This window comes from Nocardioides scoriae, assembly GCF_900104965.1.
GTDB classification, from domain to species: Bacteria; Actinomycetota; Actinomycetes; order Propionibacteriales; family Nocardioidaceae; genus Marmoricola; species Marmoricola scoriae.
Map to the genome: position 1 here is coordinate 3,561,979 of NZ_LT629757.1, position 11,491 is coordinate 3,573,469.

Sequence of the window (11,491 nt, forward strand, 5' to 3'; positions counted from 1 at the left end):
GCCCGTCCCCGGGACGTGAGCACAGCCGCGACCCGCAACCCGACGACCCCGGCCGCCGCCGGGGGCCCAGGAGGCCGATCCCGTGTCCGCAGCAGTCCTGTCCATCGTCGTCCTCGCGGTGATCTTCGTGGTCGCCACGTCCCGCTCCGTCAACATGGGCGTGCTCGCGCTGACCGCGGCCTTCGCCGTCGGCCTGGGCGCCGCGGGCATGTCGCAGGCCGACGTCCTGGCGGGCTTCCCCGCCGACATCTTCCTGATCCTGGTCGGGCTCACCTTCATGTTCGGCTTCGCGCAGCACAACGGCACGATCGACTGGATCGTGGCGGCTGGGATGCGGCTGGTGCGCGGCCGGGTCGCGGCCGCCCCCTGGATCTTCTTCGTCCTCACCGCGGCGCTGATCTCGGTCGGCGCCCTGTTCGCGGTCGCCATCGTGGCGCCGCTGGCCATCCCCTTCGCCCGTCGCTACGCCATCGACCAGCTGATGATGGGGCTGATGGTCGTGCACGGGGCGCTGGCCGGGGCGTTCTCGCCGATCAGCGTCTACGGCAGCTTCATCGCGGGCTACCTCCGCGGGCAGGACCTGCCGATCTCGCCGCTCCCCCTGTTCCTCGGCCCCTTCGCGTTCAACCTCGTCATCGGCGTGCTCGTCTACGTCTTCCTGGGCGGCCGCGAGCTGCTCGGCCGCCGGGTCGACACCGAGGCGCTGGCCTCGGGTGACCAGCCGGGTGACGGGGCGCCGGCGTCGGGCCCGCAGCGGCTCGGTGCCTACCAGGCGCTGACCCTGGCCGGCCTGCTGCTGCTGGCCGTGCTCTCGGTCGCCACCGACCTCGACACGGGTGTCGTGGCCCTCAGCATCGGCGCCCTGTTCGCGCTGCTCGCGCCGGCCGACTCCAAGCGGGCGCTCGACGGCGTCAGCTGGTCGGTGATGCTGCTCATCTGCGGCATCCTCACCTACATCAACGTGCTGGAGACCGCGGGCGCCGTCGACTACGTCAGCGAGGCGATCACCAGCATCGGCGCCCCCCTGCTCGCGGTGTTGCTGCTGTGCTACCTCGCGGGGGTGACCTCGGCGGTGGCGTCCTCGCTGGGCATCATCGGCGTCGCCGTCGCGCTCGCCGTGCCGTTCCTCGAGCAGGGGTCGGTCAGCCCGATCGCCTTCACCGTCGCGCTGGCGGTGGCGGCCACGGTGGTCGACGTCAGCCCGTTCTCCACCAACGGCGCCCTGGTGCTGGCCAACGTGCCCGAGGTCGACCGCGACGCGATGTACCGCCGGATGCTCGGGTACGCCGGCGTGGTGGTCGTCGCGGGCCCCGGCCTGGCCTGGCTGACCTTCCTGGCGCCGGCCTCCCTGGCCTGAGCGCGTCGCAGTCGGTGTGGCCGCCCCGACGGGTGCCACAATCACTGGCCATGGCGACCCTGCGACGACCCTCCGAGCAGGGGTGGGACCGACGGGTCCAGTGGCCGCTGGTCGTCGTCTCGCTGGTCTTCGTGGCGGCGTACGCCTGGCCGATCCTGGACCCCGAGCTCTCGCGGGGCGTCAAGCGCTCGCTGTCCACCGTCGTGACGCTCACCTGGGTGGTGCTCACCGGCGAGTTCGTCACCCGGCTGCTGCTCGCCCGCGACCGGTGGGCCTTCCTGCGCCACCACCCGCTCGACCTGGCGGCCGCGGCGCTGCCGATCTTCCGCCCGCTGCGGCTGCTGCGGCTGCTGTCGCTGCTGACGCTGCTCGACCGGGTCGGCCGGGGCTCGCTGCGCGGGCGGGTGGGGCTCTACGTCGCCGCGTCCGTGACGCTGATCGTGTTCACCGGCTCGCTGGCCGTGCTCGACGCCGAGCGCGGGTCGACGGGCCCGATCCAGACCTACGGCGACGCGCTGTGGTGGTCGCTGGAGACCGTCACCACGGTCGGGTACGGCGACCTCTACCCCGTCACCACCACCGGTCGCGTCGTCGCGGGACTGCTGATGCTCGCCGGCATCGGCGTCCTCGGCACGGTGACGGCCGGCATCGCCTCGTGGCTGGTCGAGCGGGTCGAGGACGAGGGCGAGCAGGAGGACCTCGAGCACGGCAACGCCCCGGCCACCGCCACCGACGTCCAGGCCTTGCGCGAGGAGGTGCGCCGGCTGCGCGAGGAGCTGGCGCAGCGGGGGCGCGCCGGCTCGGGCGGCCCGCCGGCCTGAGCTCCGCGCGGTCGGGGCCCGTGCCCCCGAACCGTCCTCAGCGCTCGAGCGGGGTGCGCAGCCGCGCCGCGACCAGCTGCGCCACGGCCTCCTGGCCGGCGGGCAGCGGGTGCAGCGCCGCGGCCTGGCGGGCGTTGCCGACGCGGCCCTGGACCCACGGCCGGGCCGAGCAGATGTCGTGGCCGTGGCTGGCGGTGTAGTAGTCGACGAACTCGACCCCGGCCTCGTCGGCCGCCGCCGCCATCTCCTCGACGAGGCGGCGGTTGACGTCGCGGAAGGTCTCGCGGTCCTGGGGCCGCATCCGCGGCAGCTTCGCGCAGTCGCCGCGGTCGGGCAGCAGCTGCGGGTAGCTCACGAGCAGCACGCGGGCCCGTGGCGCGCGCTCCCGCACCTGCTCGATGCTGGCGACCAGGGCGGGGCGCAGCCGGTCGAGGATCGCGCCGAACAGCGCCCGCTGGTCGTCGAGCGGGCAGATGGTCGTCAGCTTGCGGCAGACGGTCGCGAGCCGCGCGTAGAGCCGGTAGTTGTTGGCGCCGATGCCCATCGTCACCAGGTCGGTCTCGGGCGTGAGCGCCTCCAGCTGCGGCCGCACCGCCATGCCGCGCGCGGTGCGCTGCGAGCCCGTGAGGTCGGCCGTCTGCGCCCCGCTGCAGGAGCGGTCGCGCAGGTCGTCGATGCGCAGCTCGCGGGCGACCAGGTGGGGGTAGTTGTTGGTGCTGCGGTAGCAGCCGTAGGCGATGTCGCTCACCGGCACGAACGGCGCCGCGGTGAAGGAGTCGCCCAGCGCGACGTAGCGGGCGTACGTCGGCGCCGGCGGTCCGGGCGCGCCGGCCAGCGCGGCGAGGCCGGCGAGCACGACCACCAGCACCACCAGGGCGGTGCGCACGAGGGTGCCCGAGCGGCCGGGGCCCGCGGGGGTGTCGGTCACGGGTGCGGGGTCGACGGCTGCGTCGGTGGCGGGGTCGGCAGCTGGCTCAGGGCTTGCGCGCCAGGTTGCGCGAGCTGGCCGAGGCGAAGCGACGGTCGGGGTTGGAGCCGATGGCGGTGCGGTCGGGGGCGCCCGAGGACGCCGGCTTCTTGGTGGCGGCCTTCTTGGTGGCGGCCTTCTTGGTGGCGGCCTTCTTGGTGGTGGCCTTCTCGGCAGTGGTCTTCTTCGCGGTGGTCTTCTTCCGGGCCGTCTTCCGGGCGGGCCGGGGCGGGGCGTCGGGGGTCGCGTGCTCGTCGAGCCACTCGTCGAGCACGACCCAGGTGGTGGTGCGGGCCGCGCGGCCGGTCAGCATGCCGAGGTGGCCGCCGGGGACGATCTCGAAGCGGACCTCGGGGGCGCTGGTGAGCAGGCCGATCAGCGCCCGCACGGCGTTGATGGGCGCGATGCCGTCGGTGTTGCCGGCGAAGACCAGCACCGGCGCGGTCACGTCGGCCACGGCGACCTCGCGGTCGCCGACCTGGACCCGGCCGGTGAGCAGCTGGTTGTTCTTCAGCATCCGGTGGTAGAGCTGCCCGAAGCTGCGGCCGGGGTAGGCGATCATGTTGGCGGTGAAGCGGTCGACCGCCTCGATCTGGGCCAGCCACTCGGTGTCGTCGAGGTGCTGGAGCGTGGCGATCGGCTTGGTGACCAGCTTGGTGCCCGAGGACAGCTGGAAGGCCCGGCGCACGAGCGGGCGCGGAGCGCCGCCCAGGAGGCGGTAGAGCCGGGTCACCAGGCCGCCGTCGGTGAGCTTGAGGATCGGGCGCAGCGGCGCCACCAGCGGCACCTTCTCGACGTCGAAGGGCGAGCCCAGCACGGTGAGGGAGGCGATCGGGAGGTCCGCGCGGTCGGCGGCCACGAGGGTGGCGAAGATGCCGCCCAGGCTCCAGCCGACCAGGTGCACGGGGCGTCCGCCCGCGTGCTCGGAGACCGCCTTGACCGCCTCGGGGATGACCTCCTCGACCCAGTGCTCGATGCCGAGGCCGCGGTTCTTGAACGAGATCTGGCCGTACTCGACCAGGTAGGTGCGCCGGCCCTGCTGCACGAGGTGCTCCACCAGCGAGCAGCCCCGTCGCAGGTCGAAGCAGATCGCCGGGGCGGCCAGCGGCGTCACCAGCAGCACCGGGTCGCCGGACTCGCGCGTCGTCTTCTGCGGGCGGTAGTGGTAGACCTCGCGCAGCGGACCGTCGTCGATGAGGGTGCGCGGCATCGGGCGCAGGTCGGCGAGACCGCCGTAGAGCACCTTGTGGGCGACGTTGCTGGCGGCCGAGGCGACCTGGTCCGGCTTCGGGATCAAGTCCATGACCGGAGGTTACCGGCCGGTCGCCCGCCGGGCGGTCGTCTCGCCGACCCGGGTCCGCCTCATGGACAGCCCGCGGCGCGGGGGAGTAGGCAGGGGCCATGAAGCTGACCCGTGTCCTCGGTGGGGCGGGCCTCGCGCTCGGTGCCGTCGCCGTCCGCGACCTCACGCAGAAGCGCCACGCGCTGCTGCGCAACTTCCCCGTGGTGGCCCACGCCCGCTACCTGCTCGAGACGATCGGCCCCGAGCTGCGGCAGTACATCGTCACCAGCAACGACGAGGAGCGGCCCTTCAGCCGCGACCAGCGGGCCTGGGTCTACGCCTCGGCCAAGCAGGAGGACAACTACTCCGGGTTCGGCACCGACAACGACGTCGAGCACACCTCGGGCTACGCCATCGTCAAGCACCGCACCTTCCCCGAGTCGCTGCCCGCCGACCACGGCCGCGCCGGGCTGCCCTGCGCCAAGGTGCTCGGCGGTCCGCGCGGCCGGGCGCAGGCGTTCCGGCCGGCGTCGGTGGTCAACATCTCGGGGATGAGCTACGGCGCCCTGTCCGGTGCCGCGGTCACCGCGCTCAACCGGGGCGCGAAGGAGGCGGGCTGCCTGCACAACACGGGCGAGGGCGGCCTCTCGCCGTACCACCAGCAGGGCGGCGAGCTGGTGCTGCAGCTGGGCACGGCGTACTTCGGCTGCCGCACCGACGACGGCCGCTTCGACCTCGCCCGGCTCGTCGACCTGGTCGCCCAGCACCCGGTGCGCGCGATCGAGGTCAAGCTCTCACAGGGCGCCAAGCCCGGGCTCGGGGGGCTGCTGCCGGCGGGCAAGGTGAGCCGCGAGATCTCCGAGATCCGCGGCATCCCGATGGGCCAGGACTGCGCCAGCCCGGCCCGCCACACGGCCTTCACCGACGAGGACGGCCTGCTCGACTTCGTGGAGCTGGTCGCCGACGCGACCGGGCTGCCGGTGGGCATCAAGTCGGCGGTCGGCGAGCTGGGGTTCTGGCACGAGCTGACCCGGCTGATGGCGCGCGGCGATCGCGGCGTCGACTTCGTGACCGTCGACGGCGGCGAGGGCGGCACGGGAGCGGCGCCCCGGGTCTTCGCCGACTCCATCGCGCTGCCCTTCCGGCTCGGCTTCTCCCGGGTGTACGCCGCCTTCGCCGAGGCCGGCCTCACCGACGACGTCGTCTTCACCGGGTCGGGCAAGCTCGGCCTGCCCGAGAACGCGACCGTCGCCTTCGCCCTGGGCGCCGACCTGGTCAACGTCGGCCGCGAGGCGATGCTGGCCATCGGCTGCATCCAGTCGCAGAAGTGCCACACCGACCACTGCCCCACCGGCGTCGCCACGCAGAACGCCTGGCTCACCCGCGGCCTCGAGCCGGTGAGCAAGGGGGAGCGCTGCGCGCAGTACCTGCGCACCTTCCGCGCCGAGATGGTCAAGGTGAGCGAGTCCGTCGGCGTCGCCCACCCCGGTCTCGTCACCGTCGACGACGTCGACGTCCTGGTCGGCGACTTCCAGGCCCGCTCGCTGCGCGAGGTCTACGGCTACCGCGACGGCTGGGGTCGCCTCGGCCCCGGGCTGGCCGCGTCGATCACCACCCTGATGGCCCCCGACGGCCAGCACGCCGAGTCCCGCTCCAGCGAGTCCGCCCCCCGGGAGCGCACCTCCGCCGAGCAGGGCGAGGGCGAGAAGGACCTCGGCCCCACCACCTTCACCACCCCCGGCTGAGGCCGGGCGGCCCTCGGTCCCGGAGCAGGGCGCCCCGGCGGCAGTCGCCTCGCTCGGTCCCTGAGGAGGGCGCCCTGGCGGCAGTCGCCTCGCTCGGTCCCTGAGGAGGGCGCCCTGGCGCCCGTCTCGAAGGGGTGGTGACGCGTCTGGGGGCTTCGAGACGGGCCTGGCGGCCCTCCTCAGCCAGCGAAGTGGTGTCCGGTCCCTGAGGAGGGCGCCCTGGCGGCAGTCGCCTCGCTCGGTCCCTGAGGAGGGCGCCCTGGCGCCCGTCTCGAAGGGCCGGTGTCGTCAGGTCCGCGGATCGCACGCACCTGGTGAGTGGGATCCGCGGACAGGCGGGGGACGGGGCGTCGAGACGGGCCGGGCGGCCCTCCTCAGCCAGCGATGTGGTGCCGGCCTGGCGGCCTTGCTCCAGCCAGCGAGGCGGTTCGGGCCCGTCTCGTGAGCTGTCCGACCACCCGGCACGCGACACGCCGTCGCCGAGGTGCCGGGCGTTCGGGAGAGCGGGCCCGACCGGCCCCTGAGACGGCCCCTGAGACGGCCCCACCCGCCATCCGGGGCGACCGGTCGGCCGTCGTTCCCCGAGGAGGACGCCCTGGCGCCCGTCTCGAAGGGGAGGGGACGGCGCGGCTAGGACTCCTCGGCGGGGTGGGTCTGCTTGGTGTGGGACTCGGGGTCGCCGGCCAGGGAGGTCAGGAAGGTGGAGGCCCAGTGGGAGACGTCGTGCTCGGAGACGGTCTTGCGCATCGCGCGCATCCGGCGGGCGACCTCCTTGGGCTGGGCCCGGGAGGCCTCGAGCATGGTGGCCTTCATGCCGTTGATGTCGTAGGGGTTGACCAGGTAGGCCTGGCGCAGCTCGTCGGCGGCGCCGGCGAACTCCGAGAGGACCAGGGCGCCGTCGCCGTCGAGGCGGCAGGCGACGTACTCCTTGGCGACGAGGTTCATGCCGTCGCGGAAGGGCGTGACGACCATGACGTCGGCGGCGCGGTAGAGCGCCGCCATCTCCTCGCGGGGGAACGAGGAGTGCAGGTAGGAGATCGCGGGGCGGCCGATCCGGCCGAGGTCGCCGTTGACGCGGCCCACGAGCTGGTCGATGTCGTCGCGGAGCTGGCGGTACTGGTCGACGCGCTCGCGCGAGGGCGTCGCGACCTGGACGAACACGGCGTCCTCGACGTCGAGGTGGCCGTCGGCGATCAGCTCGCTGAAGGCGCGCAGCCGGGCGTGGATGCCCTTGGTGTAGTCGAGCCGGTCGATGCCGAGGAACAGCGTCCGGGGGTTGCCGAGGTCGCGGCGGATCTCCGCGGCCCGGGCCTGGACCTCCTCGGAGGCGGCGAGCTCCTCGAAGCCCTCGGTGTCGATGGAGATCGGGAAGGCCCGAGCCCGCACCACGCGGCCGTCGGGCAGGTAGACGGTGTCGCGGTGGGTCTTGTGGCCCACCCGCTGGCGCACCAGGCGCACGAAGTTCTGCGCCGCCCCGGAGAGCTGGAAGCCGACCAGGTCGGCGCCGAGCAGGCCCTCGAGGATCTGGCGGCGCCACGGCAGCTGGGAGAACAGCTCGGCCGGGGGGAAGGGGATGTGGAGGTAGAACCCGATCCGCAGGTCGGGGCGCAGCTCGCGCAGCATGGCCGGCACGAGCTGCAGCTGGTAGTCCTGCACCCACACGGTCGCGCCCTCGGCGGCGTTGGCGGCGGCCGCGTCGGCGAAGCGCTGGTTGACCCGGACGTAGGAGTCCCACCACTCGCGGTGGAAGGACGGCTTGGCCGCGAGGTCGTGGTAGAGCGGCCACAGGGTGTCGTTGGAGAAGCCCTCGTAGAACTCCGCGACCTCCTCCTCGGAGAGCGCCACCGGCACCAGGGTGAGGCCGTCCTCCTCGAAGGGCTCCATCTCCTCGCCGGCGTTGCCGGGCCAGCCGATCCAGGCGCCCTGGTTGCGGCGCATCACCGGCGCCAGGGCCGAGACGAGGCCACCGGGGGAGGGTCGCCACGAGGTGCTGCCGTCGGCCTCGACGACCTGGTCGACGGGGAGCCGGTTGGCGACGACGAGGAGATCCGCGGCGCTGGACTGCTGGGTGCTGGATCTGCTCACGCCGGGGACAGTACCCGGGGCGGCGGACACCGATCAGCGGTGCGGGCGGTCCCCCGCGGGGGCCTCAGCGGTCGTAGCGCACGCCCAGCTGCGCGAGCAGGTCGTCCATCTGGCGCATCAGCGACACCGTCTGCTCCGGCGGCACCAGGGCGCTGGTGGTGGCGCCGGCGCGCAGGCAGCGGTGCACCTCCATCGCCTCGTTGCCGTAGCCGCGTCCGACCAGGGCCTCGTCCTCCCCGGGCACGAGCTCGATCCAGCGGCCCTCGAGCTCCGTCTTCCCGTCGTACGCCGTCCAGCGGACCCGCGTGGGGGAGTGGAAGTTGCGACCGAGCTCGAAGGAGCCGGTGGTCGTGGCGATCGTCGCCGACCGGGTCGAGTTGGAGGTGAGCGAGGACGACAGGGCAGCCGTCGCCCCGTGGGGGTAGAGCCCGGCGATCGACACGTCGAGGTCGATCCCGCGCTCGGAGAGCGCCCCCACGCCGACCACGCGCTCGGGCTCCCCGAGCACCAGGTGGGCGAAGGTGAGCGGGTAGACGCCCATGTCGAGCAGCGCGCCGCCGCCCTGCGCGGGGTCCAGCAGCCGGTCGGAGGGGTCCCGGTCGACGACGAAGCCCAGGTCGGCGTGGACCTGCTTCGGCACGCCGTACGGGCCCGGCTCCTCGGGGGTGCCGAGCAGCGCGCAGACCTTGCGGACCAGCGGGTTGGTGGCCATCCACATGGCCTCCATGAGGAACAGCCCGCGCTCGGCGGCGGCGTCGAAGAGCCGCTGGGTGGACGCGGCGTCGAGCGTCATCGCCTTCTCGCACAGCACGGCCTTGCCGGCGTCGAGCGCCAGCATCACGTGCTCCTCGTGGAAGGCGTGGGGGGAGGCGACGTAGACGACGTCGACCTCGGGGTCGGCCACCAGCTCCGCGTAGCTGCCGTGGGCACGGCCGCCGAACTCGTCGGCGAAGGCCTGGGCCCGCTCCAGCGACCGCGAGCCGCTGGCGACCAGGCGGGCGTCGGGGAGCAGCAGCAGGTCCTTGACGAAGTTGCGGGCGATGCGCCCGGGGGCGAGCACGCCCCAGCCGATGGTCTCGCCGTGCGTCGTGGTCATGCGAGCACCGTAGCGACCCACCTGCGCGCACGAATGACACCCGTGTAGTTCCTCGCCTACACTGGGCGGCGCCGACCCCGTCTCGGCACCGTCTCGCCCGCGTCCGACCGAGGAGTCCCACATGGTCGCCAGCCCCGCTCACAGCAGCTCCGAGCCCGAGGGCGCCCGGGAGATCAGCGAGCGCGACGCCGCGATGCTGGACTTCGAGCGGCAGTGGTGGAAGTACGCCGGCGCCAAGGAGCAGGCCGTCCGCGACAACTTCGACATGTCCTCGACGCGCTACTACCAGGTGCTCAACGCCCTCATCGACCGTCCCGAGGCGCTGGCCCACGACCCCCTGCTCGTGCGTCGCCTCCGCCGGCTGCGCGCCACCCGCCAGCGGCAGCGGTCGGCCCGCCGCCTCGGCTTCGACGTCTCGGAGTGAGCATGTCCCTTCCCCCTCGTGCCCCTCGCTCCCGCGACGAGCGCGGCGTCGTGCTGTCCACGCGCCTGCTCGCGCTGTGCATCTCGGCGGTCGCCATGGCCGGCCTGGTCTACCTGGCCAACGACCCCGACGAGGTCCGCCCCGACCAGGCCACCGCCGTGCGCAGCACCCCGAGCGCGACGCCCTCGCCCAGCGCCACCGTCGCCCCCTCGACCGCGCCGCTGACCAGGAAGCCGACGCCGGTGAAGCCGGCCGAGACCTACGTCGTGGTCTTCAACAACACCCGCACCGCCGGCCTGGCCGGCACGGTCGCCGAGAAGGCCAAGGTCGCCGGCTGGAACGTCGTGGGCTCCGACAACTGGTACGGCACCGTCGACGGCACCAGCGTCTACTACCCGCCGCGGCTCAAGCAGGCCGCCGAGGCCCTGGGCCGCGACCTGGGCATCACCCGGCTCAAGCCGTCCGAGGAGCCCATGCAGTTCGACCGCCTCACGGTCATCCTCACCGACGACTACAGCTGACCCACCCCGTCGGGCCCGCGCCCGGGCGTGGGCACCTGCTTCGACAACCGCTCGCCGCGGCTGGGACCATGGCCGCATGGACTTCAGCTCGGTCGCCGGTGAGCAGCAGTACGCCGCGGTGGTCCGGGCCGCCTCCGACCTCGTCGTCGGGCTGGACTTCGACGGCACCCTGGCGCCGATCGTCGACGACCCCGAGAACGCCCACATCCACCCCGACGCCCCGCAGGTCCTGGTCGACCTCGCCGAGCAGGTCCGCGCGGTGGCCGTGGTCACCGGACGCCCCGCCCGCCAGGTGCTCGCCCTCGGCGGCCTCGAGGAGGTCGGCAACGAGATCGGCGACCACGGCCGCGAGCTGTTCGTGCTCGGCCAGTACGGCAACGAGCGCTGGACCTCGGTCGAGCGGCGGGTGATCTCGCCCAAGCCGCCCCGCGGCCTGGCCACCTTCACCAGCGGGCTGCCGCGGCTGCTGCGCCGCGCGGACGCGGGGGACGCCTGGATCGAGGAGAAGGGGCTCGCCGTCGCGGTCCACACCCGCCGGCTCGAGGACCCGGAGGCGGCGTACGAGCGGCTGCTCCCGCTGCTGACCGAGCAGGCGCGCGCCCACGACCTCGATGTCGAGCCCGGGCGCTCGGTGATCGAGGTGCGTGCGCACGGCATGCACAAGGGCGCCTCGGTGCACCGGCTGGTGGCCGAGCTCGGGGCGAGGGCCGTGGTGTTCGGCGGTGACGACCTCGGCGACGTCGAGGCGTTCAAGGCCGTCGAGGAGCTGCGCGGGCAGGGGATGCCCGGCCTGCTGCTGTGCTCGGCCTCGGAGGAGGAGAACGTCCTCGCCGACCGCGCCGACGTCGTCGTGGCGGGACCCGGCGGCATCCTGGAGGCGCTGCGCGAGCTCACGGCCGACATCCGCGACGCCCGCGTCTGACCTGCACAGGGCAGCACGTCCCGCATCGCGAGACGCACGTCCCACATGTCGGGACGGATGTGGGGAGTCCCGGGCCCGGCTCCTAGGCTGACGCACAGCTCATCGAGAGGGGCAGAGGGACACGGCCCGCTGAAGCCCCGGCAACCGCCGCACGAGACCTCCGACGTCATCGGACCCGCGTGCGGAAGTGGTGCTACATCCGTCCCGCGCCGAGAGTCGGCCCGGGGAAGATGAGAAGGAGGCCTCCTTGAGCATCGTCACCGACGCCAGC

At 73.6% G+C, this 11,491-nt stretch carries 10 protein-coding genes and 1 riboswitch; of the genes, 6 read left to right on the plus strand and 4 right to left on the minus strand.

Annotation, left to right across the window (positions count from 1 at the left end; all coding sequences use genetic code 11):
- The first annotated feature begins 82 nt into the window (after positions 1-82).
- On the plus strand, positions 83-1,357 hold the full coding sequence (locus BLU55_RS16870; RefSeq protein WP_091732111.1) for an SLC13 family permease: 1,275 nt from the start codon (positions 83-85) through the stop codon (positions 1,355-1,357).
- A gap of 50 nt (positions 1,358-1,407) precedes the next feature.
- Positions 1,408-2,178 carry a potassium channel family protein gene (locus tag BLU55_RS16875; RefSeq protein ID WP_091732112.1) on the plus strand — a complete coding sequence of 257 codons (771 nt, stop codon included), beginning with the start codon at positions 1,408-1,410 and terminating at the stop codon, positions 2,176-2,178.
- Positions 2,179-2,215: 37 nt separating this feature from the next.
- On the opposite strand, the gene BLU55_RS16880 is transcribed toward BLU55_RS16875, so the two are convergent.
- A complete protein-coding gene (locus tag BLU55_RS16880; protein ID WP_091732115.1) occupies positions 2,216-3,106 on the minus strand; it encodes an SGNH/GDSL hydrolase family protein in 891 nt (296 codons plus the stop codon).
- Between the two features lie 46 nt (positions 3,107-3,152).
- Complete coding sequence (locus BLU55_RS16885; RefSeq protein ID WP_091732118.1) at positions 3,153-4,448, minus strand: alpha/beta fold hydrolase; 1,296 nt, start codon at positions 4,446-4,448, stop codon at positions 3,153-3,155.
- Positions 4,449-4,546: 98 nt separating this feature from the next.
- On the opposite strand from BLU55_RS16885, the gene BLU55_RS16890 reads away from it, so the two are divergent.
- Positions 4,547-6,172: an FMN-binding glutamate synthase family protein gene (locus BLU55_RS16890; protein ID WP_091732121.1), complete on the plus strand. Its 1,626-nt coding sequence runs from the start codon at positions 4,547-4,549 to the stop codon at positions 6,170-6,172.
- A gap of 630 nt (positions 6,173-6,802) precedes the next feature.
- Here the strand turns inward: BLU55_RS16890 and BLU55_RS16895 are convergent.
- On the minus strand, positions 6,803-8,257 hold the full coding sequence (locus tag BLU55_RS16895) for an alpha,alpha-trehalose-phosphate synthase (UDP-forming) (RefSeq protein ID WP_091732124.1): 1,455 nt from the start codon (positions 8,255-8,257) through the stop codon (positions 6,803-6,805).
- A gap of 64 nt (positions 8,258-8,321) precedes the next feature.
- The gene (locus tag BLU55_RS16900; RefSeq protein WP_091732126.1) at positions 8,322-9,353 is read right to left on the minus strand and encodes a Gfo/Idh/MocA family protein; all 1,032 of its coding nucleotides are present in this window, start codon (positions 9,351-9,353) and stop codon (positions 8,322-8,324) included.
- A gap of 121 nt (positions 9,354-9,474) precedes the next feature.
- Here BLU55_RS16900 and BLU55_RS16905 point away from each other — a divergent pair, with 121 nt between their 5' ends.
- The 3 genes from BLU55_RS16905 to otsB all read left to right on the plus strand — a co-directional run bounded on the left by BLU55_RS16905 (position 9,475) and on the right by otsB (position 11,220).
- Positions 9,475-9,777 (plus strand): DUF3263 domain-containing protein, encoded by a 303-nt coding sequence (locus tag BLU55_RS16905; protein WP_091732130.1) that lies wholly within the window; start codon positions 9,475-9,477, stop codon positions 9,775-9,777.
- Between the two features lie 2 nt (positions 9,778-9,779).
- Positions 9,780-10,298: a LytR C-terminal domain-containing protein gene (locus tag BLU55_RS16910; RefSeq protein WP_091732132.1), complete on the plus strand. Its 519-nt coding sequence runs from the start codon at positions 9,780-9,782 to the stop codon at positions 10,296-10,298.
- 76 nt (positions 10,299-10,374) lie between these two features.
- Positions 10,375-11,220 (plus strand): trehalose-phosphatase, encoded by an 846-nt coding sequence (otsB, locus tag BLU55_RS16915; protein WP_091732135.1) that lies wholly within the window; start codon positions 10,375-10,377, stop codon positions 11,218-11,220.
- 96 nt (positions 11,221-11,316) lie between these two features.
- Positions 11,317-11,457, plus strand: a riboswitch (SAM riboswitch).
- Positions 11,458-11,491 lie beyond the last annotated feature (34 nt).

Coding starts and splice junctions, on each gene's coding strand:
- BLU55_RS16875 (WP_091732112.1), top strand. CDS start 1,408: ATGGCGACCCTGCGACGACCCTCCGAGCAGGGGTGGGACCGACGGGTC.
- BLU55_RS16885 (WP_091732118.1), bottom strand. CDS start 4,448: ATGGACTTGATCCCGAAGCCGGACCAGGTCGCCTCGGCCGCCAGCAAC.
- BLU55_RS16890 (WP_091732121.1), top strand. CDS start 4,547: ATGAAGCTGACCCGTGTCCTCGGTGGGGCGGGCCTCGCGCTCGGTGCC.
- BLU55_RS16900 (WP_091732126.1), bottom strand. CDS start 9,353: ATGACCACGACGCACGGCGAGACCATCGGCTGGGGCGTGCTCGCCCCC.
- BLU55_RS16905 (WP_091732130.1), top strand. CDS start 9,475: ATGGTCGCCAGCCCCGCTCACAGCAGCTCCGAGCCCGAGGGCGCCCGG.
- BLU55_RS16910 (WP_091732132.1), top strand. CDS start 9,780: ATGTCCCTTCCCCCTCGTGCCCCTCGCTCCCGCGACGAGCGCGGCGTC.
- otsB (WP_091732135.1), top strand. CDS start 10,375: ATGGACTTCAGCTCGGTCGCCGGTGAGCAGCAGTACGCCGCGGTGGTC.